Source organism: Achromobacter sp. ACM05 (assembly GCF_019218915.1).
GTDB lineage: Bacteria > Pseudomonadota > Gammaproteobacteria > Burkholderiales > Burkholderiaceae_B > Achromobacter > Achromobacter animicus.
Window position 1 is genome coordinate 1,235,672 of record NZ_JAHUWQ010000001.1, and the last position, 23,057, is coordinate 1,258,728.

Genomic DNA, 23,057 nt, shown 5'->3' on the forward strand with positions numbered 1-23,057 from the left:
GCCGGGCGGGGGAAGCGTCGCTTTTTTTCGTGACCCGGCACGCGATGTCGCCGTACAGGGGCAGCAAAGCAGTCAACTGTTGCCTGCAAGGCACGATTGGGCGCCAACTGTCCGCGATTGGGGACGGGAATGGCCTGGGGATAACCCGCAGGAGTATAATCGTCAGCGGTTTTGCTGTTACAGCCGGATGCTTTCCCGCCTTTGACGCGCGACAAGCGGGCTGCGACGCATTGTTCTTATAGTGGCAGTACTTAACGCTTAGCCGCGGGTGGCTTTCCGCCATCCCTCACACATGTCGGTAGCTGTCCTTGCCTTCGGTCTGAATCACACGTCCGCGCCGGTGTCGGTCCGCGAACGCGTGTCCATGCCCGTTGATCTGGTCAAGCCCGCCCTCGAAGGCTTGCGTTCGGCATTCGGCGGCTCCGTCCGCGAAGCCGCCATCCTGTCCACCTGTAATCGCACCGAGATCTACTGCGCGGCCGACGGCCACGTGGCGGATCAGTTGCCCGCCTGGCTGGCTGAACACAACCGCCTGGACGCCGGCACGCTGCGCCCGCACCTCTATCGCCATCATCAAGACGACGCCGTGCGTCACGCTTTCCGCGTGGCAAGCGGCCTCGATTCCATGGTGCTGGGCGAAACCCAGATCGTGGGCCAGATGAAAGACGCGGTGCGCGCCGCCGGCGAAGCCGGATCGCTCGGCACGCTGCTGCACCAGATGTTCCAGCGCACCTTCTCGGTCGCCAAGGAAGTCCGGTCGCAAACCGCCATCGGCGCCGAATCCGTGTCCATGGCCGCCGCCGCGGTGCGTCTTGCCGAGCGCGTGTTCGGCAACCTGGACCAGGCCCGCACGCTGTTCATCGGCGCGGGCGAAATGATCGAATTGTGCGCCACGCACTTTGCCGCGCAACGTCCACGCAGCATGGTGGTTGCCAACCGCACGGCCGAACGCGCCGAACTGCTGGCCAACCGCTTCTCGGCCAGCACGATGAAGCTGTCCGACCTGACCGAGCGGCTGTCCGAGTTCGACGTCATCGTTTCCTGTACGGCAAGCTCCCTGCCCATCCTCGGCCTGGGGATGGTTGAACGGGCTACGCGCCTGCGCCGTCACCGCCCGATGGTCATGATCGATCTGGCCGTGCCGCGCGACATCGAACCCGAAGTCGGCCGTCTGGACGACGTCTATCTGTACTCGGTTGATGACCTGGGCCGGCTGGTGCAGACCGGCACCGACGCGCGCCGCGCCGCGGTGGTGCAGGCCGAAGCCATCATCGAAACCCGCGTCCAGGGCTTCATGCACTGGATGCAATCCCGCGAAGTGGTGCCCGTCATCCGCGACCTGCACCAGGCTGCCGAAGACGTCCGCGCCGCCGAACTGGAACGCGCCCGCCGCCTGCTGGCGCGGGGCGAATCGCCCGAAGCCGTGCTCGAGCAGCTGGCCCACGGCCTCACGCAAAAGTACCTGCACGGCCCGCTTGCGGCGCTGAACCGCAGCGAAGGCGACGACCGCAAGCAACTGCTTGCCTGGATGCCGCGCCTCTTCCCCGGCCGCGACTCCCGCCGTTAGCGGCTCTGCCCCACGCCCCGCCTCCTGGCGGGCGTTCGCTTTGTGGGCGCCCGCTTTCTCTGTTTTCTCTTTTGGTCCTCCCCTCATGAAATCTTCCATGCGCAGCCGGCTGGAGCATCTGTGCCATCGCCTGATCGAGGTCGATGCTCTGCTCGCCGAACCGGAAACCGCGTCCGACATGGACCGCTTCCGCAAGCTTTCGCGCGAGCGCGCCGAACTGGAACCGGTGGTCGAAGCCTTTACCGCGTTCGCCCGCACCGAGGAAGACATCGCGACCGCGCAGGAAATGCTGTCCGAGCCCGACATGAAGGCCATGGCCGAAGAAGAGATCAAGACCGGGCGCGTCAAGCTGGAATCGCTGGAAGCGGCGCTGCAGCTTCTGCTGCTGCCGCGCGACCCCAACGACGGGCGCAGCGTGTTCCTGGAAATCCGCGCGGGCACGGGCGGCGACGAGAGCGCGCTGTTCTCGGGCGACCTCTTGCGCATGTACACGCGCTACGCGGAACAGCGTGGCTGGCGCGTGGAACTGATGTCGGAAAGCGCGTCCGAGCTGGGCGGCTACAAGGAAGTGATCGCGCGCATCGACGGTGACGGCGCGTATGGCCGTTTGAAGTTCGAATCGGGGGCGCACCGCGTGCAGCGCGTGCCGGCGACCGAGGCCCAAGGCCGCATCCACACGTCGGCTTGCACGGTGGCCATCATGGCCGAAGCCGATGCCATGTCCGAGATCGTCATCAATCCCAGCGACCTGCGCATCGACACCTTCCGCGCCAGCGGCGCGGGCGGCCAGCACATCAACAAGACGGATTCGGCCGTGCGCATCACCCACTTGCCGACCGGGCTGGTGGTGGAATGCCAGGACGACCGTTCGCAGCACCGCAACAAGGACAAGGCCATGCAGGTGCTGGCCGCGCGCCTGAAGGACAAGGAAGAGCGCGAGCGCCAGAGCAAGGAAGCCGCCGAGCGCAAGAGCCTGATCGGCACGGGCGACCGGTCCGAGCGCATCCGCACCTACAACTATCCGCAGGGCCGCGTGACCGATCACCGCATCAACCTGACGCTGTACAAGCTGCAGCAGATCATGGAAGGCGACCTCGAAGAGCTGACCGGCGCGCTGATCGCCGAGCATCAGGCCGAGCAGCTTGCCGCGCTGGGCGACGACATTTAAGGCCGACGCCATGACCGCGCCCCAGATCAAGAGTCTGCTGCTTGACGCGCGGCTGCCGCGCCTGGAAGTGCGCATGCTGCTGGAGCACGTGCTGAACAAGCCGCGCGCGTGGCTGCTGGCGCACGACACCGATCCGCTGGCGCCCGAGGTGGCGGCGGCGTACGAGGCGCTCGCGCAGCGCCGGTTGGCCGGGGAGCCCATGGCCTACCTGCTGGGTCATCGCGAATTCATGGGACACCGGTTCCGCGTGACGCCCGACGTGCTGATTCCCCGCCCCGATACGGAAGTCCTGGTGGAAACCGCGCTGGAATGCATCGATGGCATCACCGGGCCGATGGTGCTGGACCTGGGCACGGGCAGCGGCGCGATCGCGGTGTCGATCGCCCTGGCGCGCCGCGACGCGCGGGTGATGGCGTCGGACGTCAGCGCGGCCGCACTGGCGGTGGCTGCCGGCAACGCGTGGGATTTGACGGCCGCGGTGCGCTTCGTGGAAGGAAGCTGGTACGACGCGGTGCCGGCCGGCGAAGGGTTTGATCTGATCGTGTCGAATCCCCCCTATGTGGCCAGCGACGATCCGCATCTGGATCAGGGCGACCTGCGCTTTGAGCCGCGGGGGGCGCTGACTGACGGCGCGGGCGGACTGGAAGATCTGGCGCGCATCGTCCAAGGCGCGCGCGCCCATCTGAAACCCGGCGGCTCGCTCTGGATGGAGCATGGCTGGGATCAGGCGGAGCAGGTACGGGACATGCTCCGCCAGGCGGGGTTCGCAGATGTGCACAGCCGCCAGGATCTGGCGGGGATCGAGCGGATCTCGGGCGGGCGTTTGCCGGTCTCAGGTGCCTGAGCGCGGCGCACGGCCAGACATTTGCTGTTGCATCTGCCGGATATACCGGCGCCGCGCCGGGGTAATCGGGCGGTTTTCCCGGCTGTACCTATAATTGACCCATTCCGTTTTGCCTGTCCAAGAGACCACCATGAGCGACGTTCAAGAATTCATCCGCGAAACCGTTACCCAGCACCCCGTCGTGCTGTTCATGAAGGGCACCGCCCAGTTCCCGCAATGCGGGTTCTCCGGCAAGGCCATTCAAATCCTGAAGGGCTGTGGCGTGAAGAAGCTCGTCACGGTCAATGTGCTGGAGGACGACGAAGTCCGCCAGGGCATCAAGGAATTCTCCAGCTGGCCCACCATTCCGCAGCTGTACGTGTCCGGCGAGTTCATCGGCGGCTCGGACATCATGAATGAAATGAACGAGTCCGGCGAACTGAAGACGCTGCTGGAGCAATCCGGCGCCACGGCTTAACGCCATCATGCGACGGCTCGTCGTCGGCATCACGGGCGCCACCGGCGCGCTCTACGCGGTGCGCATGCTGCAGGCGCTGCGCAACGTCGAAGACGTCGAGTCGCATCTGGTGGTGTCCGCTTCTGGCGTGCTAAATATCAAGCATGAACTTGATGTCAGCCGCCAGGACGTCTATGCGCTGGCCGATCACGTGCACAGCATTCGCGACGTGGGCGCCACGCTGGCCAGCGGCGCGTTCCAGACCGCGGGCATGGTGATCGTGCCGTGCTCGATGCGCACGCTGGCGGCGGTGGCGCATGGCCTATCCGATAACCTCATCACGCGCGCCGCCGACGTCACGCTCAAAGAGCGCCGCCGCCTGGTGATGATGGTGCGCGAGACGCCGTTCAATCTGGCGCACCTGCGCAACATGACGGCCGTGACCGAAATGGGCGGCATCGTGTTTCCGCCGCTGCCGGCGTTTTATCACCGGCCCAAGTCCATCGATGAAATGGTGGACCACACCGTGGCCCGCGTCTTGGAAATGTTCGACATTGTCGTGCCCGGGCCGCACTGGGAAGGCACTTAGCAGGTTCTCGCTTTTGCCTTGCCGCAAGGCTTGCGCTTGACGCGCCTCGTGCAACGATCGCCGGCGGCCCCGCTTGAGCGGGGCCGTCTGCATCAGGGCGGTTCTTATTCCACCAGCCCCATCCCATTCAGCGCGGCCAGATTCTCCGGCCATTTGCGCGCCCGAGCATTCTGCAGCTCGATGCGCGCCCAGGCCATCCATCCGGCCCATTCAATCCGTTTATCCCACGCGGTGCCCCACGCCTGAAGCGCGGCCAGCCCAGCGGCGGCGTGCTGTTTCGCGGCCTCGAATTCTCCGGCCGTCAGCGCCAGTTGCGCGAGCAGCAGGCGCGGCTCGCCCACCCAGGGGTTGTGTTCGACCGCGGCTTCCAGCATGTGCCGCGCGCTGTCCATTTCGGTCAGCGGGTGCATGCGCGTGATGACCTGCCAGTACAGCGCGCTGGCCGCCGCTTCGTCGCGCGGGCTGAGCGTGGCGCGGCAGTGGTCGAACGCGGGCGGGATGGGAATGCCGGTGTCCTGCGGCATGCGCGACAGCGGCGCCAGCAGATGGGACAGCATCGACAGGATGTTCGACGGCGGCTTGAGCGGGCCGGGCCACAGCGACGAGGCCCAGTTCGTTTTCAGGTCGCGGCGCTGCTGCTGCGGATAGCCCGCGAAGATCTCGTCCTGCCAGCTGTGCCATTGCTCGCCGATGTCGGCGGCGGACACGACGGTGAACGCCGCGACCTGGCGCGGCGTGAAGGTGAAGACCTGTCCATCGGCGCCTTCCAGCGTCAGGCCTTCCGGTCCCGTGCCCTGGCCTTGCAGGATCGCCTGCACGAAGCGCGTGCGCGGCATGGCGCAAAAGAGACTGACCCATTCCTCGGCTTCCGAGCCCAGCACGTCGCGCAGCGTGTTGCGCTCGCGTTCGCGGTCAAACAGGGTGAGGTCTACGTATTCGTTGCCGTAGACGCTGTGGAACAGGCCCAGGAGGCGCACTTCGCGCGGCTGGTTCCAGAGCGCCAGCGTGCGGTAGACGCCCAGCAGATGATGCTTGAACGTGCCGGCCTTGTGCCAGTCTTCGCCCGCGCTGCGTGCAAACAGCAGGTCGAGCAGGACGGGCAGGTCGGCGTCGACGGCGGCGTAGTGGTCGGCCAGCAGCGCGCGCGCGTGCGGATGGAGTTCGGGGGTAGTCATGGTTGGCGGGTTGGTTGGATGAAAGCAGGCTCTATTGTGTCCGCATGCGCCAGCGCTGTCATAGCGGTGTTTATATCGAAATCCGCATATCAATATGAATATTCATCGCTTCCGGTTTTGAAGCGCGCTCACTAGAATCCGGGTCATTGTTCCAATCCTCAATCGTTTAGACCTCTAGAGACTTTCCCATGCGCCTTCGCCATTCCCTCGCCGTTTTTGCCACCATTCTCGGTTTTGCCGGCACCTCGGCGATGGCGCAGGACGCCGAGCTGAAAGTGGGCGTCACCGTCGGCCCGCACGCGCAGATCGGCGAAGTCGTGCAGCAGGTCGCCGCCAAGCAGGGCCTGAAGGTCAAGCTGATCGAGTTCAGCGACTTCATCCAGCCCAACGCCGCGCTGGACGCCAAGGAGCTGGACGTGAACATCTACCAGCACAAGCCTTTCCTGGAATCGCAGAACAAGGCGCGCGGCTACAAGCTGGTGCCGGTGGCGACCGCGGTGGTGCAGCAGATGGGCATCTATTCCAAGCGCGTGAAGTCGCTGGACGATCTGCCGCAAGGCGGCAAGGTGGCCATCCCGAACGATCCGACCAACGGCGCCCGCGCGCTGCTGGTGCTGCAGGCCGCCAAGCTCATCAAGCTGAAGGACGGCGTGACGGTGACGGCGTCGATCTTCGATATCGCCGAGAACCCCAAGAACCTGAAGTTCGTCGAGATCGAGGCCGCGCAACTGCCGCACTCGCTCAAGGACGTGGACGCCGCGGCCGTGAACTCGGCATACGCCATCCCTGCCGGCCTGTCGCCCGCCAGGGACGCGCTGGTGCTGGAAAGCAAGGACGCGCCGTTCGCGCCCGTCGTCATCGCCGCGCGCGAAGACAACAAGAACGATCCGCGCATCGCGCGCTTCATCAAGGCCTACCAGTCCGACGAGGTGAAGGCTTTTGTCGCCAAGCAGTTCCCGGGCGCCTACACGACCTCCTGGTAAACAGACTATCGAGACTTGCGAAGCCGGGCGCGCGACGTTCGGCCTCCCTCAGCCTTCGCGTCCGCGCGCGCCAGCCACGTCTGCACCTCTTTCTCCAATCCTTCCTGCAGCACCTGCGCCGGCGCGCTCATGGCGCGGTCGCGCGACCACACCACCGCCAGCACCGGATCCTCCAGCGCCAGCAGTTGGCGCGTCACCAGACCCTGACGCTCGGCGTAATGCGCGCCCAGGCTTTCCACGATGGCGACACCCAATCCCTGCGCCGCCAGCGCGCAGGCGGCCGACGACTGCGCCGCCTCGATGATGGGGCGATAGGGCAGTCCGCGCGCCTCCAGCGCCTGGCGCGTCGCGCGGCCGGCGGGTAGGGCGGGGGCGAGGACAATCGGTCCCGCCTCGGCCACCTCGTCCAGCGTCAGATCGGTCCGCTTTGCCCACGAATGGTCCTGAGGCATCACCGCATGCAGTCCCAACGGCGCGAGCCGCAGGCTGGACACCCGGTCGATGTCCGGCGGCGAGCCGATGATGATGCCCAGATCGATGCGGTGATCCACCGCCATCTCGATGATTTCCAGCGCGGTGCCGGCGCGCACGGTCACGGCAACCGCCGGATGTGCGCGGCGTACGCCGGCCAGGGCAGGAGGCAGCAGGCTGGACGCGGCGATGGCGACGGCGCCCACGTCCAGCCTTGCCAGCGCGCCCTGGCGGATGTCGACGGCCAGCCGGTCGACGGCCTCGATGCCGGCCAGCGCATTGAGCACTTCGGGAATCAGCGCGCGCCCCTGGCTGGTCAGGTGCAGCCGGCGGTTCTCGCGGCTGAACAGCGCAAAGCCCAACCGAGTTTCCATGTCGCGCAGGAGTGCGCTGGCGGCGGGCTGCGTCATGTTGACCGAGGCGGCTGCGGCGGTGACGGTATCGAGCCGGTACATGGCGCGCAGCAGCAGGAGTTCTCGCCGATTGAACATATGAAATTCATATGGAAATAGTCAATTCATCTATTTGACCATATGAACTGGCGGCCGCCAGAATAGCCCATCGCATTCCGCATCTCGACGCCTCATCGCCATGCCCGCCAACACCATTGTTTCCGTCACCTGCATTCCTTTGCGCCTGCCGTTCCATCACTGGAGCCCGTCGCCGCTGTTCGCGGGCCGTCCGCGCGACAAGCTCGACAGCGCGCTGGTGCGGGTGCAGACCGAAGACGGCACGGTGGCCTGGGGCGAGTCGTATTGCGTGGAGCCGCGCGCGTTGCCCGCGATCTTCGAAACGCTGATCGCACCGCTGGCCTGCGGGCGCGACGCGGACGACGACACGCTGCTGCCGGGTATGCAGCGCACGCTGCACAACCTGGGCCGGTCCGGTCCGGTGGTGCACGCGCTGGCGGGGCTGGACATCGCGCTGTGGGACCTGCGCGCCAAGCGCGCCGGCGTGCCGCTGTACAAGCTGCTGGGCGGCAAGCGCCGCGAGCGGGTCCGTGTGTATGCATCGCTGCTGCAGTATTACGGCAACGCCGAGCGCCTGGACGCCGTGACCACGCAGGCCCTGAACGAAGGCTATACCGAGATCAAGCTGCACGAGCGCACCGCCGACGCGCTGGCCGCCGTGCGCCGCAGCACGGGTCCCGGCGTGCCGATCATGGTCGATACGAACTGCGCGTGGCTGCCGGGCGAAGCTGAAGCCGCCATCGAGGCCATGCGCCCGCATGATCCGTTCTGGATTGAAGAACCCTTGTGGCCGCCGGAAGACGATCGCGCGCTGGCACGCCTGAAGCAGGCCTGCGGCATCCCGCTGGCCGTGGGCGAGAACGCCAGCAGCGCCACCGACCTTGAGCGCGTGGTGGACACGGAAGCCGCGCAGTACGTGCAGCCCAGCGTCATCAAACTGGGCCTGACCGCCGCGTGGCGGATTGCGCAGAAGTGCGCGGACTCAAGCGTCATCTGCGCGCCGCAGGTGGCGTTCTTTGGCCCCGGCTATCTTGCAAGCCTGCACTTGATCGCCGCGCAGCAAGACGAGGTGTCGTTGGAACGCCTTTACGTCGAACTCGCGCACGTGCCGTACGGACGCAGCGTGCCCATCGAGAATGGCTGGGTCAACGTGCCGGACGCACCGGGGCTGGGCGCGGATCCGGAAGCGGCACTTGCCGAGGGCCAGTACAGCGCCTGAACCCTGACCCGTAAAAAGCCAAACGCCAGACCGCCAAGAATCCACAGGCCCGCAGAGGCCGCAAAGAACACGAACCCGGAGACAAAGACATGCACCCATCGCGCAGAACCTTCCTGATCAACAGCGCCGCTATGGCAGCGGGCGCCGCCGTGTTGCCGTGGTCCTTCGCGGCACGGGCCGCGCAGTATCCGGACAAGGCGGTCCGCCTGTACATCCCGTACCCGCCGGGCGCGGCGACCGACACGCTGGGCCGCATGGCGGGTCAGGTGTACGCCGAGGCGCTGGGCCAGCCCTTCGTCGTGGAAAACCGCGGCGGCGGCGGCACCACGATCGGCACGCGCGCGCTGGCGGTGTCCGCGCCGGACGGCTACACCATCGGCATGGTCGACTCCACGTTCACCATCAATCCCGCGCTGCTGGGCGACCGTCAGCCGTACGACGCCATCAAGGATTTCGCGCCGATCTCGCTGATGGCGACGGCGCCCTTCGTCATGGTGGTGCACCCGTCGGTCAAGGCGACCGACATGGCATCGTTCCTGGCGCTGGCCAAGTCGCAGCCCGGCACGTTGTCGTTCGGGTCGGCGGGCGTGGGCAGCGGGCCGCATCTGGCCGGTGAGCAACTGCGCCAGCAGGCAGGCGTGGACGTGCTGCATGTGCCTTACCGCGGCGGCGGCACCGTGATCACCGACCTCTTGGGCGGCCAGGTGCAGTTCGGCTTTGCCACCGTCCCGACGCTGCTTGAACACATCAAGGCCGGAAAGCTGCGCGCGCTGGCGGTCACCAGCCCGCAACGCACAAGCCAGTTGCCCGACGTTCCCACGTTTGCCGAGGCCGGTCTGCCGGGTGTGGATATCTCGCCGCTGTTCGGCGTGATTGCGCCGGCCGGCGTGCCGGAGCCGATCATCGAGCGCCTGTCGCAGACGCTGGGCGAATCCGTGCGCAAGGGCGCGCTGCGCGACAAGCTGGCCGCGCTGGGCTTTCAGCCGGTCGGCAGCACGCCGGCAGAATTCTCAAAGCGCATCCGCGACGACGTGGCCAAGTGGACCGCCGTGGTCCAGCGCGGCAACATCAAGGCCGAGTAAGTCGCGCCGGCTCAGGCGTACTTGCCTGTCAGGCCGCCATCCACGAGCAGTTCGGTGCCGGTGATGTAGGACGCCTCGTCCGACGCCAGGAAGGCCACCGCATTGGCGACCTCCCATGGCGTGCCCATGCGTCGCATCGGCACCTGCTTGTCGCGTGCCGCGCGCGCGGCGTCCAGGTCGTTCGCATCGAACATCTTGGCGACGTTGGCGGTGACGCGGGGAGTGTCGATCAGACCGGGTATGACCGTGTTCACGCGGATGCCGTCGGCGGCGTACTGCTGCGCGGCCATGCGCGCAAAGTGGATGACCGCAGCCTTGCTGACGCTGTAGACCAGATGCGGATAGCCGGTGTACCGGATGCCCGCAATGGAAGAGACGGCCACGATGGCGCCGCCGCCCTGCGCACGCATGACCGGCGCCAGCAGGCGCGTGGCGATCAGCAGGCTGGTCACGTTCACCTGCTGGATGCGGTCCCAGTCCGCGATCGAGATGTCTTCGGGGCCGCCGACCTTGCCGATGCCCGCGTTGGCCTGCAGGATGTCGATGCGGCCAAAGCGGCGCAACGCCGCGTCGACCGCCGCCTGCATCGCGTCCGGGTCGGCCACGTCGGCCTGGACAGGCAGCGCGCTGCCGCCTGCCGCTTCGGCCTCATGCGCGGCCTCTTCGGCGGCGGTCAGGTTGGCGTCCAGGGCGATGATGGCCGCACCTTGGCGCGCCAGCGTCACGCAGCTTGCCTTGCCGATGCTCCAGCCGGGCGCGGACGTGCCCGCGCCGGCGACCAGCGCAACCTTGCCGGCCAGGCGCGCGCCGGACGGCGGGGCAGCGTGAAGGGGCGTGCCGGCAACGGGCGTACCGGACCCCGCGCTCACGATTGCCCGCCGTCTTGCTGATGGCTCTTGCCCTTGCCCACGTACGGAATGGCGTGGTCGATGGTTTCCCAGATGTACCGCCCGGACGGGCTCTGCTGCTCTTCTGCCACGTGCGACACCAGGCCCGCCGCGCGCGAGATCACGGCAAAGCCGCGCATCAGGTCGGTAGGCACGCCGATCTCGCTGAGCAGCGCGGCCACGGCGCCGGTTGCATTGATGGTGATGTGCTTGCCGTAGGTCTCGTCGATGGCGCTGGCCAGCCAGCGCAGCGCCTGGACCGACTCGCCGCTCAGTTCGCTTTCCGCTTCGGCCAGCGCCAGCAGCTTGATCGCGCGCGGATCGTCCGGCTTGTGCAGGTGATGGCCGAAGCCGGGCAGCGGGCTGCGCGACGCGCGGTGTTCGCGGGCAATGGCCAATGCTTCCGCGGGACCGTCGGGTGCCTGACGGATGCGGTCAAGCAGGCGCGAGCAGTTTTCCATGGTGCCCACGAACTGGCTGCCCACCGCCATCAGCCCGGACGCCACGGCGCCCTGCAGATTCTCGGGCGCGCTCATGTAGATCAGGCGCGTGGCGATCGCGCTGGGTGTCATGCCGTGCTCCATCAGCGTGACCAGCACCGCGTCCACGATGCGCATGTCCACGGGACGCGCGTCGCGGCCGAGGATCTGCATGATCATGACTTCGGTAAACGACTTCTTGCCGATCAGGTCTTCAACCAGATCGACGTCGCGATACGACATGCCGGTCAGGTGATGGGCGCAGAGGCGGGTTTCGGGCTTGTTCATGGCGTTTCCTTCATTGCGGCGTCGCGCACCGCGTTCTTCAGCACCTTGCCCACGCTCGAGCGCGGCAGGCTGTCGTGGAAATGGATGTGTTTGGGCGTGGCGACCGGACCCAGCAGCGCGCGCACGTGCGCCTTGAGTTCGTCGCCATCGGCCTCGGCGCCCGCCTGAAGCTGGACGGCGGCGTGGACCGCTTCGCCCCACTTGTCGTCAGGCACGCCGAACACCGAGCATTCGTAGACGGCGGGATGCGCGGACAAGGCGTTTTCGACGTCCACCGGATAGATGTTGAACCCGCCGGTGATGATGACGTCGCGCAGGCGGTCCTTCAGGAACAGATAGCCGCGCGTGTCGATCAGGCCCGTGTCGCCGGTGTGCAGCCAGCCGTCGACGATGGTTTCAGCGGTCTTCTCGGGCAGGCGCCAGTAGCCGGTCATCACCAGATCGCCCTGGACCACGACTTCGCCGATTTCGCCGCGCGGCAGCAGCGTGCCGTCGGGCGCCATGATCGCCACGTCGGACAGCGGTGTGACCCGGCCGACGGACGCGCGATTTTCCGGTGCTTCGAGATCGGCGGGGCGCAGCACGGTGACGATCTGAGGCGCCTCCGTCTGGCCGTAGGTCGTGCCCAGCACCGGGCCGAAGAAGGCGCGCGCGCGCTCGATCTTTTCCACGGGCATGGGCGCGCCGCCGTAGATGAGGTTGCGCAGATGCGGGAAGTCCGCGCGCGAGGCCCCGGGCTGCGCCATGATCATGTAGATCAGCGTGGGCGGCATGAAGCTCAGCGTGCCGCCGCGCTCGCGAAACGCCTCGGTAATGGTGGCGGGCGACACACTGTCCAGCAGCAGATGCGCGCCGCCCTGCGCCAGCACCGGCAACAGATAGGTGCCGGTGCCGTGCGTGATGGGTGCGGACACGACGTAGCGGTCTTCGGCGGTGAGGCCCCAGTTGAGGATCTGGTTGACGATGCCGGCGTTCCACGCGTGATAAGGCTGCATCACGCCCTTGGGCAGGCCGGTGGTGCCACCCGTGAACTTGATCGCCTGCGTGGCGTCGCGCGGCAAGGCGTGACGCGCCGGAACGCGGTCGGCAAAACGCGCGAGCAGCGCGTCCAGCGCCAGGTCAGCGGCCGCCTCGTCCAGCACGATGCGTCGTGCTGAACCCGCGGGCACGAGCGGCGCGCCTACGTCGTCGACGATCACGATGGACGGCTCGGTTGCATCCAGGATGCGGCCGATCTCGCGCGCGGTGCTGCGGTAGTTCAGCGGCACCCAGACCTTGCCGCTGGCCAGCACCGCCAGCAGCGCCAGGATGTGGCGCGCCGAATTGCCGGCGCAGATAGCCACGCGCGTCTGCGGCTCGGGGTCCAGATCCTGCAGGGCGGCCGCCAGCGCACGCGTGTCCGCCGCCAGCCGCGCGTAAGTCACCTGCCCATCGGGACCGTCGAGCGCCACGCGGTCCGGGTACTGCTCGGCGGCGCGGAAGAAGAAATCAATCGGGTACACCTATGCTCCTTGGATGCTTAATTGGCCTTGAGGTTGGCGCTTTTCACCACCGCGCCCCACTTGTCGATCTCGCTGGCGATCTTCTTGGCGAAGGTCTCCGGCGTGTTCGGCGCTTGGGGCGGGAAGAAGCCGCCTTGCTTGTAGGAGGTTTGCAGGGCTGGCGTCGCGAGCGCCTTGTTCAGCGCCTGGTTCAGGCGGTCGATGACGGGCCGGGGCGTGCCGGCCGGCGCCACCAGGCCAAACCACGATTCCACGTCGAAGTCAGGCAGGCCGGACTCCGCCAAGGTGGGCACATCGGGCGTGGCCGGCAGGCGCTGGGGCGAGGTGACGCCGATGGCGCGCAGCTTGCCCGCCTGCACGTGGGGCAGGGACGAGGGCAGGTTGTCGAACATGGAGTCCACCTGACCGCCCAGCAGGTCCGCCACGGCGGGACCGCTGCCGCGATACGGTACGTGCAGGATGTCGGTGCCGGTTTTCATCTTGAAGAGCTCGCAGGACAGATGAATGGACGATCCGCTGCCGGACGACGCGCACGTCAGCTTGCCGGGATGCTGCTTGGCATAGGCGATGTATTCCTGCACCGTCTTGATCGGCAGCTTGGGATTGACCACCAGGATGTTCGGAATGGTCGCCAGCAACCCGACGGGTTCGAAGCCTTTGACGAAGTCGTAATTCAGCTGGCTGTACAGCGTGCGGTTGATGGTGTTGGCGATCGACCCGACATAGAGCGTGTACCCGTCGGGCGCGGCACGCGAGACGATCTCGGCGCCGATGTTGCTGTTGGCCCCGGTCTTGTTCTCGACCACGACCGTCTGCCCCAGTTCTTCGGCCAGGGACTTGGCCATCAGGCGCGCCACGATGTCGGTTGCGCCGCCGGCCGCATAGCCGACGACAAGGGTGATGGGGCGATCGGGATAGGTTTTGGCCGCCCAGGCCGGGGCGGCGGTCATCAGCGCCCCGCTCAAGGCCACCGCCGCAGCGGTCCAGCGCTTGCCGAATGTCTTCATTGTTGTCTCCGTCCTGTTTGTCTAATAATTGGACAGCTCTTCGTCTGTCCGCCTTCATATTCGGCTTTGATGGAGGCCCTATCAACGCAAGGTGTCCAGAAATTGAACAAACCGGATTCCGAGGGTTCCGGTCCGCGCATCCTGCGGCGCGGGCTGAAGGTGCTGGGCGTGCTGCGCCAGGCCGGCGCGGCCGGCATGCACGTGGTGGACATCGCGCGGGCCGCGGGCATGCAGCGGTCCACGGTGTATCGATACCTGGATGTGCTGGTCGAGGAGGGCTACGCGCTGCGGGAATCGGGCGCGCCGCGCTGGCGCGTTGCTGAACTGGGCGTGATGATGGCCGGCGACCCGCACGCGCAGGCCGTGCGCAGTCTTCGGCCATTGCTGCGACAGATCAGCGACGTCAGCGGCGATTCGGCGTTTCTCATCTGCCGCGCTGCGAACGATTCGCTGTGCCTGCATCGCGAGGTCGGCAATTACCCGGTGCAGGTGCTGGCCGTGACGGTCGGGCACCGCCAGCCGTTGGGCGTGGGCGCGGCCGGGTTGGCGCTGCTGGGCGCCTTGCCGGCCGCGGAAGCCGACGAGGTGGTGATGCAGAACGAGCAGGCGCTACGCGCCTACGGCGGGATGACGGTGGCGCAGATGCGGCGGCTGGTGGAGAACACGCGCGGGCGTGGCTGGGCCGTGGTGGGAAACGCGGCGGTGCCGGGCGTGTTGGGTGTGGGCATGGCGCTGTGCGATGCGGGCGGCTATCCGCGGCTGGCGGTCAGCGTGTCCAGCCTCATCAGCCGGATGCAGGCGCCGCGCCAGCGCAGCATTGCCGAACTGATCCGCGCGCAGGTGTCGCAGAGCGGATTCGGCATGCCGCACGGGGCGGGCGAGGGGGATTGAGGCTCGCCGCGATGCCGTTCCAGCGGCGGGTGGGGGCCGTTTCGTTCAGGCCGTGGCCGGCGTCGGCACGCGGTACGTCTTCTGGTAATGCACCGTGAACGTCTTGAAGGCGTCCAGCGCCTTGTGCGGGTCGTGTCCCGGCTTGACGAGGAAGCTGTCAAAGCCCACGCGCGCCTGGTAGTGGATGGTGTCGATCATCACGTCGCCGACTGCGCGCAGCTCGCCCTGCCAGCCGTAGCGCGTGCGCAGCAGCTGCGCCAGCGAATAACCGCGGCCATCGGTGTAGACCGGAAAGTCCACAGCGATGAACGCGATGCCCTCGGGATGCAGCACGCCGTCGGCGTCCGCCAGGTCCGCCAGGTCGGCGTCGGGGTTGAGCAGCACGGCCACGGGATGCTTGTGGCGGCGCAGCGTGTTGCGCGAAGTCTTCCAGACGGCCAGCGGCACAATCCAGCCGGGTTCGTCGGACGGGACCTGGCCTTCGGCGGGCACTTCGGGTTCGGGGACGAACGGACGCGACGTGTCGGCCTCGAGTTTGCCGTTGCGGATGAGATGCGGGCCGGGGGCGTCGTGGGCGTAGATCTCAGACATGGGCGGGCTCCGCTTGCTGCGTGGGTTTGGCGAAGGCAGGGTCCGCGTACACGTCCTGCTTGAAGGGATCGATGCCGACGCGGTCCACCACGTCGATGAAGCGTTCGGCGTCGCTGTCGCGCAGGCCCAGATACGTGCGGATCAACCGGTCCACCACGCCCGGCACCTGATGCCGCGCGAACGACGGGCCGATGATGCGGCCGATGGCCGCGCCGCCGCCATGCGTGGATTCCAGATCGGGCAGCGGCTTGGCGGCGCCGTTCTGGCGGCCGCCCACCGTGACCTGATACCACTCCTCGCCGGCCTTATCGACGCCAAGAATGCCGATGTGGCCCACATGGTGATGGCCGCAGGAGTTGATGCAGCCCGAGATGTTCAGATCAAGTTCGCCGATCTCGAACAGGTAATCCAGGTTGTCGAACTGGCGCTGGATGGCTTCGGCTACGGGAATGGAGACGGCGTTGGCCAGCGCGCAGAAGTCTCCGCCCGGACAGGCGATGATGTTGGTGAGCAGACCGACGTTGGGCGTGGCGAGGTTCAGGGCCTCAAGCTTTTGCCACAACTCGTGCAGCCGCGCGCGGCGCACGTCGGCCAGGATCAGGTTCTGTTCGTGCGACACGCGCAGTTCGCCGTAGCCGAAGTCGTCGGCCAGGTCGGCCACCGCATCCATCTGGTCCGCGGTGATGTCGCCCGGCGGCACGCCGGTGGGTTTGAGCGACACGGTCACGGCGGCGTAGCCGGCAACCTTGTGCGCATGCACGTTGGTGCGCAGCCAGCGCGCGAAGCGCTTGTCGCCCGCGGCCAGCGCGTCGGTGTTGTCGATGTCGGACGCGGCGGCGGCGTCGTGCTGCGGCCAGACGAAGCGCGCCTTGATGCGGTCCACGAATTCCTGCGTGATGGTGTCGGGGCCGCCCTTGATGCGCTGCCACTCTTCATCGACCTGCTGCGCGTAGACCTCGGGCGTCAGGTCCTTGACCAGGATCTTGATGCGCGCCTTGTACTTGTTGTCGCGGCGGCCATGCAGGTTGTAGACCCGCAGCGCGGCCTGCAGATAGGTCAGCAGGTGCTGCCATTCGACGAACGGATTGATGAGCTTGCCGACGATGGGCGTGCGGCCCAGGCCACCTCCGATCCACACGCGAAAGCCCAGCTTGCCGTCGCGCTCGACCGCCTGCAGGCCGATGTCGTGCACGCCCACGGCCGCGCGGTCTTCCACGGCGCCGCTGACCGCGATCTTGAACTTGCGCGGCAGGAAGGCGAACTCGGGATGCAGCGTGGACCACTGGCGGATGATCTCGCACCAGATCAGCGGATCCACGAGTTCGTCCGGCGCGACGCCGGCAAAGTGGTCGGTGGTGGTGTTGCGGATGCAGTTGCCGCTGGTCTGGATGGCGTGCATCTGCACCGTGGCGAGTTCCGCCAGGATGTCCGGCACGTCTTCCAGCTTGGGCCAGTTGAACTGGATGTTCTGGCGCGTGCTGAAGTGTCCGTAGCCGCGGTCCCACTTGCGCGCGATGTGCGCCAGGGTGCGCAACTGGCGCGACGCCAGCAAGCCATACGGAATGGCGACGCGCAGCATGGGCGCGTGGCGCTGGATGTACAGGCCGTTCTGCAGGCGCAGGACGCGGAAATCGTCCTCGGTTAGCTGGCCGTCGAGAAAGCGGCGCGTCTGATCGGCAAACTGCGCGACACGCTGCTCGACAAGCTGTTGGTCGACGGGGTCATACACGTACATGTCTACTGCCCTTGGAAGTCTTTTCGGTCTGAACCCCGGGGGCGGGGTCGGGCGCACGGCGCCGGCAAAACGGGATTCATAACCGTAACAGCGACCCGCGAACACCGTCTAAGTCATTCTGGTAATAAAGAAATAAGGGCTCCCACGCCGCGCGCGCTAGCAGCCTCCCGAGGGGGCTGCCCCGTCTTCGGGCGGCCGGTCGGCTATTTTGCGGAGGTCGTCGAAACCAGCCGCGAGCGTACGCGCATATATGAATATGCGGCTTGTCGTAGAACAAGCCCCTAAACCCCTACAACGCCGCATTCACCGCCCACCGGGCCACGAACACCAGAATGATCACCAGGCAGGCCGCGAGCAGCAGGCCGGTGGCGATGAGGGGGCCGGGCTTGTTGTGGGCGATGTCGGCGTCGTAGCCGCGGCCGCGGCGTACGCCGAAGAAGGCCCACAGCACGGAGCGGACCGTGCGCAGGAAACCGAGCATATGCGCCTCCGGGCGGATTCTTGACGGCCCACTGTAGACGCTGGCGTGTCCGGCAGACAGATGCAGATCCGCGTCAGCCGACCGTATCAGATGGCGCGGCGGCGTGTGCGCCGATGCCGCGCACGATGTGTTCCAGCAGTTCGCGCGCGGCCGGCGAGATGTGGCGGCCGGCGCGGCTCAGGACGTGCAGGCTGCCCTGGTTCAGGATGGGATTGGCCAGCGGCAGGCTCGCGAGGCGCTGGGCCTGCATGTCGGCGGTGACGGCGATGGGGGGCGTGAGCGCGTAGCCGATGCCGGCCGCCGCGAACTGCCAAAGCGCCTTGAACGACGAGGTGGTCAGCACGTTGTGCAGCCGGACCTGCTCGCTGATCTCGGCGGCCTGGATGTGCTGGCGCACGCCAAACCCTTCCTGCATGGACGCGCCGGGGTAGTCGGCCAGATCGGTCAGCAAGAGGGGCCGGCGCAGGCGCGTCAGCGGGTGGTCCTGACGCACGATGGCCCGTATCGGCTCGGGCCGCGAGTAATGCGTGCGCAGCCGGGCATCGTTGGGCGGCTGGAACACCAGCCCGATGTACGCGCGGTCGTCGACGATGCGCTGGACGATTTCGGACGTGCGGGCCACGTCGATGTCCAGCGTGACTTCGGGATGGCTGCGCCAGTAGCCCGGCAGCACGCGGTCGAACATCAGCTCCACAAAGCCTTCGCCCAACACCAGGTCGATGTGGCCGCGTTCGGCTTTGCGCAGGCTGTCGATTTCGGAGAAGAAGCTCTCCTGGATGTCCTGCTGCCGTTTTACATAGCGCGCCAGGATGTGGCCGGCATCGGTGGGCACGAGGCCACGTCCCCGGCGTTCGAACAGCGCCATGCCGCAGTCGCGCTCCAGGGCGGCGATCGCGCGGCTGACGGCGGACGGGTCCATTTCCAGGGCCTCGGCCGCGCCGCGCACGGATCCCCGGCTCATGACCTGCATGAAGTAATGCGTGCGGCGCGCGTCGAGTTGTTCGTCCATGGCGGCTGGCTCCGGGCGGAATGCGGCTGATTTTCCACGAAAGGAATTAAGGGTTTACCCTTATTTCGATTTGTCCCGTGCAAAATTTTCCGAGGAAAGGCGAATTCGTTGCATTTTACGCAACGTTTCTCGGCGGCCCGTGTCATGGTTGCCCGCCAGAGGGGTGGGCGAAAATTGCGCAGTCCGAATCGGCCGCCCGCTGCGCGCGCCGTTCGCGCTGTGTTGGCCGTTTGAATCGACCGAGCCGCTCTTCAAGCGCCGTCGCCCGAACCTTCCGAATTCGCTCGCCCCGCCGGCTCTGCCTGGACGTCCGCGCGCCGGTTTCCGGGTTCGTCCGGCCCGCCGCCACGATCACTATTCACGTCATCAGGGGAAAACCAATGTCTCATGCCAGCGCAAGCCTGGCTTCGCCTTCCATGCCGCTATCGGGGCGCGTGCGCATGCTCGCCGCCATCCTGCTGGTGGTGGTCATTTCCGAAGCGATCGGCAGCGTCACCTTCTCGGTCGGTCCGGGCAAGATCATCCTGCAGCCCATGCTGTGGGCCATTTTCATCGGCGCGGTGGTTGCGGCGTTCGGCCAGCGGCTGCCGGCAGGCGCCGGCATCGACAAGGCGATGCAGACCCGCATCAGCGGCTACCTGCAATACGCGCTGCTGCCGTTCCTGGCCAAGCTGGGTCTGATGGTGGGCGGCGCGTTGCCGCAGGTGCGCGAGGCCGGCTGGGCGCTGGTGTTCCAGGAGTTCGGCCACTTCTTCGGCACCATGGCCATCGGCCTGCCGCTGGCGCTGCTGCTCGGCATCAAGCGTGAAGCGATTGGCGCGACGTTCTCGGTGGGCCGCGAGCCCAGCCTGGCGATCATCGGCGAGCGCTACGGCATGAACTCGCCGGAAGGCCGCGGCGTCATGGCCGAATACATCACCGGCACCGTGATCGGCGCGCTGTTCGTGGCGCTGATGGCGGGCTTCATCACCAGCCTGAACATCTTCGATCCGCGCTCGCTCGCCATGGGCGCCGGCGTGGGCTCGGGCAGCATGATGGCCGCAGGCGTGGGCGCGATCGCTTCGCAGCAGACGCCCGAAATGGCGCATCAGGTCGCTGCGCTGGCCGCCGCGGCCAACCTGCTGACGACGGTGGTCGGTGTGTACTTCACGCTGTTCATCTCGCTGCCCACGACGATCTTCCTGTACGGCAAGCTCGAGCCCGTGCTGGGCCGCTTCTCGTGGGGCAAGAACGAGGCCGTGGTCGACGACAGCGTGTCGGAAGACGTGCCCGCGCACGGCTCGAAGATGGGCTTCGGCGACCGCCTGACCGCCTACGTCATCTGTGGCCTGTTCGCATTGGTGGGCAATCGCCTGGGCTACAACGTGCCGTTCGCGGACGCGCTGCCGGGCATGGCCATCATCGTGCTGCTGGTCGTCATCACCGACCTGATCCTGCGCGTCGTGCCCAAGCTGCCGGCCGTGTTCGTGCTGTCGGTGATCGCCATGACCGCCGGCTGCCCGGGCGTGCTGCCGTATTCGGATCAGATCATCGCGATGGTCGGCAAGGTCAATTTCCTGCCGTTCACGACGGTGATCCTGGCGATGGCCGGCCTGTCGATCCTGAAGGACCTGCCTGCGTTCCGCAAGCTGGGCTGGAAGATCGTGGTGGTGTCGCTGGCGGCGAACGCCGGCACGTTCATGGGCGCCACGATGATCGCGGAATTCTTCCACTGATCCATCACGCTTCGCGAAAAAGCCGCCTGTTGCAGGCGGCTTTGTCATTTTCTGGGCCTTGCTGGCGTCAGAGTTTGTAGCCGCCGCTTGCCTCGATGACCTGGGCGGTCACCCAACGGCCTTCGTCCGAGGCGAGAAAGGCCACCGTCGCGGCGATCTCCGAGGTTTCGCCGAATCGGCCAAGCGCTGTGTCGGCTTCTATCGCTTTAACCATGGCGGCATTTTCGCGGACGGCGGCGTTCATGTCGGTGCGAATCCAGCCTGGCGCCACGGCATTCACCGTGATGCCGCGCGTGCCCAGCTCCTGGGCAAGCGCGTGGGTCAGGTTGTTGATGCTGGCCTTGGCCATCGAGTAGATGGGCACGGCGGACATTGCCCGCACGCCGGCGCCGGAAGAGATATTGATGATCCGACCATTGCGGGACAGACGGCTCAGTGCGGCTTGAACCATGAAAAAAGGTGCGCGGGCGTGGACGGCGAAGAGCGTGTCCCAACTCTCCGGGGTGGCCTCCGCCAATCCGCCCCAGCCGGAATTTCCCGCATTGTTCACGAGAATGTCGAGTGCGTTGCTGCCCATCAGGTCAGCGAGCCTGCCGTCAAGATTCTCGAACAGGGCCGGAATGGTGTTTGCATCGGTCAGATCGGCGTGCAGTGCGAAAGCGCGGCCTCCGGCTGCTTGAATGGCGCCAACCACGTCGTCCGCGCCAGCCTTGCTGACGTTGTAGGTCAGCGCGACCATCGCACCTTCCTGGGCCAGACGTTCAGCGATCGAACGGCCGATGCCGCGGGACCCTCCGGTCACCAGGGCGGTTTTTCCAACTAGCATCTGTGACATGGAAATCTCCTTGGTCAAACGATGCGTTCGCGCACGATGGGCCCTGGATCTGCCAAAACAACCGACAGCCCCATTCGAATCAGATCCGCATCGCCGCCGTATTCGTGCCGCGCGATGTGGTGCAGCAGCACACCCAACTGCTCCAGCTGGCGAGCTGCCTTCAGCGGGCCTGCGTTGACGGGCGCAAAGCCCGCGTCGTCGACCAGCTTTCGCACGACCTGACCGGCTTCGGGGTCGTCCGTGGCATAGAAAACGTTGGGCCTGGACGGCGATGACGCCCAGGCGGCGGCTTCCAGCGCGGGCGCGGCCATCAGGCTGAACGCCTTTACCACCCGCGCCGCAGGAAGTTTTTTTTGCAGGTATTCGGCGGTCGAGCTGTCTCGCATGAAGGCATGATCATGGAAGTGTTCGAAATCGCCGGTGACGCCAAGCGGGTTCATGGTTTCGATCACGATCTTGCCGTCGAGCGCATTGCCCACCGCGTCGATCACGGCGTCCACCCGAGGCCAATAGACCGAGAAGAGCACCGCTTCACCGAAGTCTGCTGCCTGTTTGATGGTGCCAAGCCTTGCGTCGTCGGCCAGCTCGGCAAGCAAGGGAGAGATCTTGCGATCTTCGCCGTCCTTGGCAAGCACCAGTTGATGATCGGCGGAGGCCCAGGCTCGCGCGAGCTGGCTACCGATGTTGCCGGTGTTCAGAATTCCTATCTTCATTGCACTTTCCGCTAACGATGAATGCGGCTGGCGGCGCCGCGAACGGGCACCGGGCGCCAGGGAGTTATTGCTTGACGGTGTCGGCGCTGGCCTGCTCGAGGAAAAGATCCACGTGCACTTTCGGCATGCCCACCAGCGTTCCACCGATCGGGGACGGACGCACCGCCTCATTGATGAGCTTGCGTGCCTCTTGCGGGAGAACCGGCTCGCCCCGCTGCTGGTAGATCCTCTTGGCCTCGTCATCCGACACGCCCGCGGGAACGACCGGCGCATACCGCCAGAAGTAGATCGGCGTACCGGGTTCCACGCGCCAGCTGTCGGCAAGCGAGCCGGCGTTGACGACGTCGTAGCCCACTGCCTCGATGAAGCGCGTCACGGTCTGCACCGCGTCGGCGTCGTCACCGGCAATGGGCAGCGTTGTCCGATCAGCATTGCCCTTGGGGCGGGCGTTGCTTTCCATGTGAATCCAGCTCAGGTTGTGAAGCCCCTTGACCACCGCCGCGCCTGGCAGGTGCCGCTGGATGAGTTCGCTTGATGTCAGTTCGCCTGCATCAAGATCGGGGCGGCGAAATCCGCCCATGCCGGGGTAGTAGTTGGTCTGGTCGAGCACGACCTTTCCGGCGAACCGGTCGGCCGGCAGGCTTTCGAATGTCGCCAACGGAATGGCGAGCGAGACGATGTCTCCCGCTGCGATCGCTTCGTCGACCGAGCCGGCACGGGCAAGGGGTCCCAAGGCTTTGGTCAGCGCAGAGAGCGTTTCGGGACCGCGTGAATTGCTGATCACGACGTTGTGACCCGCCGCGACGGCCAGACGCGCGACAGCCTTGCCGACAAGGCCGGCGCCAATGATTCCGATTGTTTGTTTCATCGTAGATATCCGTTGATGGAGCGCGGCGGAATTCGCCGGCAGATGTCATGCA

The 23,057-nt window shown here is 66.5% G+C and carries 23 protein-coding genes; 10 read left to right on the top strand and 13 right to left on the bottom strand.

The genetic code is table 11. The features are described 5' to 3' along the window. The first annotated feature begins 292 nt into the window (after window positions 1-292). The 5 genes from hemA (at window position 293) to KW836_RS05705 (ending at window position 4,604) form a co-directional block, all read left to right on the top strand. Window positions 293-1,567, top strand: coding sequence for a glutamyl-tRNA reductase (gene hemA, locus KW836_RS05685; protein WP_056559840.1), 1,275 nt, complete (start codon window positions 293-295; stop codon window positions 1,565-1,567). Between the two features lie 85 nt (window positions 1,568-1,652). Continuing rightward, window positions 1,653-2,735 (top strand): peptide chain release factor 1, encoded by a 1,083-nt coding sequence (gene prfA, locus KW836_RS05690; protein ID WP_175122139.1) that lies wholly within the window; start codon window positions 1,653-1,655, stop codon window positions 2,733-2,735. A 10-nt stretch (window positions 2,736-2,745) separates the two neighbouring features. Continuing rightward, window positions 2,746-3,579 carry a peptide chain release factor N(5)-glutamine methyltransferase gene (prmC, locus tag KW836_RS05695; protein ID WP_218342655.1) on the top strand — a complete coding sequence of 278 codons (834 nt, stop codon included), beginning with the start codon at window positions 2,746-2,748 and terminating at the stop codon, window positions 3,577-3,579. A gap of 130 nt (window positions 3,580-3,709) precedes the next feature. Further along, entirely contained in the window at window positions 3,710-4,036 is a 327-nt protein-coding gene (gene grxD / locus KW836_RS05700; protein ID WP_056319914.1) for a Grx4 family monothiol glutaredoxin, read from the top strand. A gap of 7 nt (window positions 4,037-4,043) precedes the next feature. Then, on the top strand, window positions 4,044-4,604 hold the full coding sequence (locus tag KW836_RS05705; RefSeq protein ID WP_175139516.1) for a UbiX family flavin prenyltransferase: 561 nt from the start codon (window positions 4,044-4,046) through the stop codon (window positions 4,602-4,604). A gap of 104 nt (window positions 4,605-4,708) precedes the next feature. Here KW836_RS05705 and KW836_RS05710 read toward each other — a convergent pair whose 3' ends face one another. Further along, window positions 4,709-5,779 (bottom strand): DUF6817 domain-containing protein, encoded by a 1,071-nt coding sequence (locus tag KW836_RS05710; protein WP_218342656.1) that lies wholly within the window; start codon window positions 5,777-5,779, stop codon window positions 4,709-4,711. A 188-nt stretch (window positions 5,780-5,967) separates the two neighbouring features. Between KW836_RS05710 and KW836_RS05715 the strand changes: the two genes are divergently transcribed. Further along, a complete protein-coding gene (locus KW836_RS05715; RefSeq protein ID WP_218342657.1) occupies window positions 5,968-6,762 on the top strand; it encodes a MetQ/NlpA family ABC transporter substrate-binding protein in 795 nt (264 codons plus the stop codon). A 5-nt stretch (window positions 6,763-6,767) separates the two neighbouring features. On the opposite strand, the gene KW836_RS05720 is transcribed toward KW836_RS05715, so the two are convergent. Then, window positions 6,768-7,724 (bottom strand): LysR family transcriptional regulator, encoded by a 957-nt coding sequence (locus KW836_RS05720; RefSeq protein ID WP_218342658.1) that lies wholly within the window; start codon window positions 7,722-7,724, stop codon window positions 6,768-6,770. A 100-nt stretch (window positions 7,725-7,824) separates the two neighbouring features. On the opposite strand from KW836_RS05720, the gene KW836_RS05725 reads away from it, so the two are divergent. Together KW836_RS05725 and KW836_RS05730 are read left to right on the top strand one after the other, a co-directional pair. After that, entirely contained in the window at window positions 7,825-8,922 is a 1,098-nt protein-coding gene (locus KW836_RS05725; protein ID WP_218342659.1) for a mandelate racemase/muconate lactonizing enzyme family protein, read from the top strand. A gap of 89 nt (window positions 8,923-9,011) precedes the next feature. After that, the gene (locus KW836_RS05730) at window positions 9,012-10,004 is read left to right on the top strand and encodes a tripartite tricarboxylate transporter substrate binding protein (protein WP_218342660.1); all 993 of its coding nucleotides are present in this window, start codon (window positions 9,012-9,014) and stop codon (window positions 10,002-10,004) included. A gap of 11 nt (window positions 10,005-10,015) precedes the next feature. Here KW836_RS05730 and KW836_RS05735 read toward each other — a convergent pair whose 3' ends face one another. Genes KW836_RS05735 through KW836_RS05750 form a run of 4 tightly spaced genes read right to left on the bottom strand, consistent with a single transcriptional unit; the run spans window position 10,016 to window position 14,167 of the window. Next, complete coding sequence (locus KW836_RS05735; RefSeq protein WP_370632983.1) at window positions 10,016-10,873, bottom strand: SDR family NAD(P)-dependent oxidoreductase; 858 nt, start codon at window positions 10,871-10,873, stop codon at window positions 10,016-10,018. Then, on the bottom strand, window positions 10,870-11,658 hold the full coding sequence (locus KW836_RS05740; RefSeq protein ID WP_175122148.1) for a citryl-CoA lyase: 789 nt from the start codon (window positions 11,656-11,658) through the stop codon (window positions 10,870-10,872). The genes KW836_RS05735 and KW836_RS05740 overlap by 4 nt, the downstream gene beginning before the upstream one ends. Next, a complete protein-coding gene (locus tag KW836_RS05745) occupies window positions 11,655-13,160 on the bottom strand; it encodes an AMP-binding protein (RefSeq protein WP_218342661.1) in 1,506 nt (501 codons plus the stop codon). The genes KW836_RS05740 and KW836_RS05745 overlap by 4 nt, the downstream gene beginning before the upstream one ends. Window positions 13,161-13,177: 17 nt before the next feature. Beyond that, on the bottom strand, window positions 13,178-14,167 hold the full coding sequence (locus KW836_RS05750; protein ID WP_218342662.1) for a tripartite tricarboxylate transporter substrate binding protein: 990 nt from the start codon (window positions 14,165-14,167) through the stop codon (window positions 13,178-13,180). A gap of 102 nt (window positions 14,168-14,269) precedes the next feature. On the opposite strand from KW836_RS05750, the gene KW836_RS05755 reads away from it, so the two are divergent. Continuing rightward, complete coding sequence (locus tag KW836_RS05755; protein WP_175122151.1) at window positions 14,270-15,058, top strand: IclR family transcriptional regulator; 789 nt, start codon at window positions 14,270-14,272, stop codon at window positions 15,056-15,058. Between the two features lie 45 nt (window positions 15,059-15,103). On the opposite strand, the gene KW836_RS05760 is transcribed toward KW836_RS05755, so the two are convergent. From KW836_RS05760 to KW836_RS05775, 4 genes are all read right to left on the bottom strand, one after another. Further along, window positions 15,104-15,649, bottom strand: coding sequence for a DUF934 domain-containing protein (locus KW836_RS05760; RefSeq protein ID WP_218342663.1), 546 nt, complete (start codon window positions 15,647-15,649; stop codon window positions 15,104-15,106). Continuing rightward, entirely contained in the window at window positions 15,642-17,384 is a 1,743-nt protein-coding gene (locus KW836_RS05765; RefSeq protein ID WP_175122153.1) for a nitrite/sulfite reductase, read from the bottom strand. Before KW836_RS05765 ends, KW836_RS05760 begins: the two co-directional genes overlap by 8 nt. A 289-nt stretch (window positions 17,385-17,673) precedes the next feature. Further along, window positions 17,674-17,865, bottom strand: a complete 192-nt coding sequence (locus KW836_RS05770; RefSeq protein WP_056559812.1) for a DUF2970 domain-containing protein — start codon at window positions 17,863-17,865, stop codon at window positions 17,674-17,676. Between the two features lie 73 nt (window positions 17,866-17,938). Continuing rightward, complete coding sequence (locus KW836_RS05775) at window positions 17,939-18,874, bottom strand: LysR family transcriptional regulator (protein WP_175122154.1); 936 nt, start codon at window positions 18,872-18,874, stop codon at window positions 17,939-17,941. Window positions 18,875-19,254: 380 nt separating this feature from the next. Between KW836_RS05775 and KW836_RS05780 the strand changes: the two genes are divergently transcribed. After that, window positions 19,255-20,589 (top strand): DUF3100 domain-containing protein, encoded by a 1,335-nt coding sequence (locus KW836_RS05780; RefSeq protein WP_218342664.1) that lies wholly within the window; start codon window positions 19,255-19,257, stop codon window positions 20,587-20,589. Window positions 20,590-20,656: 67 nt separating this feature from the next. Here the strand turns inward: KW836_RS05780 and KW836_RS05785 are convergent, their stop codons facing one another. From KW836_RS05785 to KW836_RS05795, 3 genes are all read right to left on the bottom strand, one after another. After that, the gene (locus KW836_RS05785) at window positions 20,657-21,424 is read right to left on the bottom strand and encodes an SDR family NAD(P)-dependent oxidoreductase (RefSeq protein WP_175122156.1); all 768 of its coding nucleotides are present in this window, start codon (window positions 21,422-21,424) and stop codon (window positions 20,657-20,659) included. 14 nt (window positions 21,425-21,438) lie between these two features. After that, window positions 21,439-22,137 carry an NADPH-dependent F420 reductase gene (locus tag KW836_RS05790; protein ID WP_218342665.1) on the bottom strand — a complete coding sequence of 233 codons (699 nt, stop codon included), beginning with the start codon at window positions 22,135-22,137 and terminating at the stop codon, window positions 21,439-21,441. 64 nt (window positions 22,138-22,201) lie between these two features. Next, entirely contained in the window at window positions 22,202-23,005 is an 804-nt protein-coding gene (locus tag KW836_RS05795; RefSeq protein WP_218342666.1) for an NADPH-dependent F420 reductase, read from the bottom strand. Between the last annotated feature and the right edge of the window lie 52 nt (window positions 23,006-23,057).

Excerpts from the sequence above, each read along its gene's own strand:
- hemA (WP_056559840.1), top strand. The coding sequence starts at position 293 with ATGTCGGTAGCTGTCCTTGCCTTCGGTCTGAATCACACGTCCGCGCCG.
- prfA (WP_175122139.1), top strand. The coding sequence starts at position 1,653 with ATGAAATCTTCCATGCGCAGCCGGCTGGAGCATCTGTGCCATCGCCTG.
- prmC (WP_218342655.1), top strand. The coding sequence starts at position 2,746 with ATGACCGCGCCCCAGATCAAGAGTCTGCTGCTTGACGCGCGGCTGCCG.
- grxD (WP_056319914.1), top strand. The coding sequence starts at position 3,710 with ATGAGCGACGTTCAAGAATTCATCCGCGAAACCGTTACCCAGCACCCC.
- KW836_RS05705 (WP_175139516.1), top strand. The coding sequence starts at position 4,044 with ATGCGACGGCTCGTCGTCGGCATCACGGGCGCCACCGGCGCGCTCTAC.
- KW836_RS05710 (WP_218342656.1), bottom strand. The coding sequence starts at position 5,779 with ATGACTACCCCCGAACTCCATCCGCACGCGCGCGCGCTGCTGGCCGAC.
- KW836_RS05715 (WP_218342657.1), top strand. The coding sequence starts at position 5,968 with ATGCGCCTTCGCCATTCCCTCGCCGTTTTTGCCACCATTCTCGGTTTT.
- KW836_RS05720 (WP_218342658.1), bottom strand. The coding sequence starts at position 7,724 with ATGTTCAATCGGCGAGAACTCCTGCTGCTGCGCGCCATGTACCGGCTC.
- KW836_RS05725 (WP_218342659.1), top strand. The coding sequence starts at position 7,825 with ATGCCCGCCAACACCATTGTTTCCGTCACCTGCATTCCTTTGCGCCTG.
- KW836_RS05730 (WP_218342660.1), top strand. The coding sequence starts at position 9,012 with ATGCACCCATCGCGCAGAACCTTCCTGATCAACAGCGCCGCTATGGCA.
- KW836_RS05740 (WP_175122148.1), bottom strand. The coding sequence starts at position 11,658 with ATGAACAAGCCCGAAACCCGCCTCTGCGCCCATCACCTGACCGGCATG.
- KW836_RS05750 (WP_218342662.1), bottom strand. The coding sequence starts at position 14,167 with ATGAAGACATTCGGCAAGCGCTGGACCGCTGCGGCGGTGGCCTTGAGC.
- KW836_RS05760 (WP_218342663.1), bottom strand. The coding sequence starts at position 15,649 with ATGTCTGAGATCTACGCCCACGACGCCCCCGGCCCGCATCTCATCCGC.
- KW836_RS05765 (WP_175122153.1), bottom strand. The coding sequence starts at position 17,384 with ATGTACGTGTATGACCCCGTCGACCAACAGCTTGTCGAGCAGCGTGTC.
- KW836_RS05770 (WP_056559812.1), bottom strand. The coding sequence starts at position 17,865 with ATGCTCGGTTTCCTGCGCACGGTCCGCTCCGTGCTGTGGGCCTTCTTC.
- KW836_RS05775 (WP_175122154.1), bottom strand. The coding sequence starts at position 18,874 with ATGGACGAACAACTCGACGCGCGCCGCACGCATTACTTCATGCAGGTC.
- KW836_RS05780 (WP_218342664.1), top strand. The coding sequence starts at position 19,255 with ATGTCTCATGCCAGCGCAAGCCTGGCTTCGCCTTCCATGCCGCTATCG.
- KW836_RS05785 (WP_175122156.1), bottom strand. The coding sequence starts at position 21,424 with ATGTCACAGATGCTAGTTGGAAAAACCGCCCTGGTGACCGGAGGGTCC.
- KW836_RS05790 (WP_218342665.1), bottom strand. The coding sequence starts at position 22,137 with ATGAAGATAGGAATTCTGAACACCGGCAACATCGGTAGCCAGCTCGCG.
- KW836_RS05795 (WP_218342666.1), bottom strand. The coding sequence starts at position 23,005 with ATGAAACAAACAATCGGAATCATTGGCGCCGGCCTTGTCGGCAAGGCT.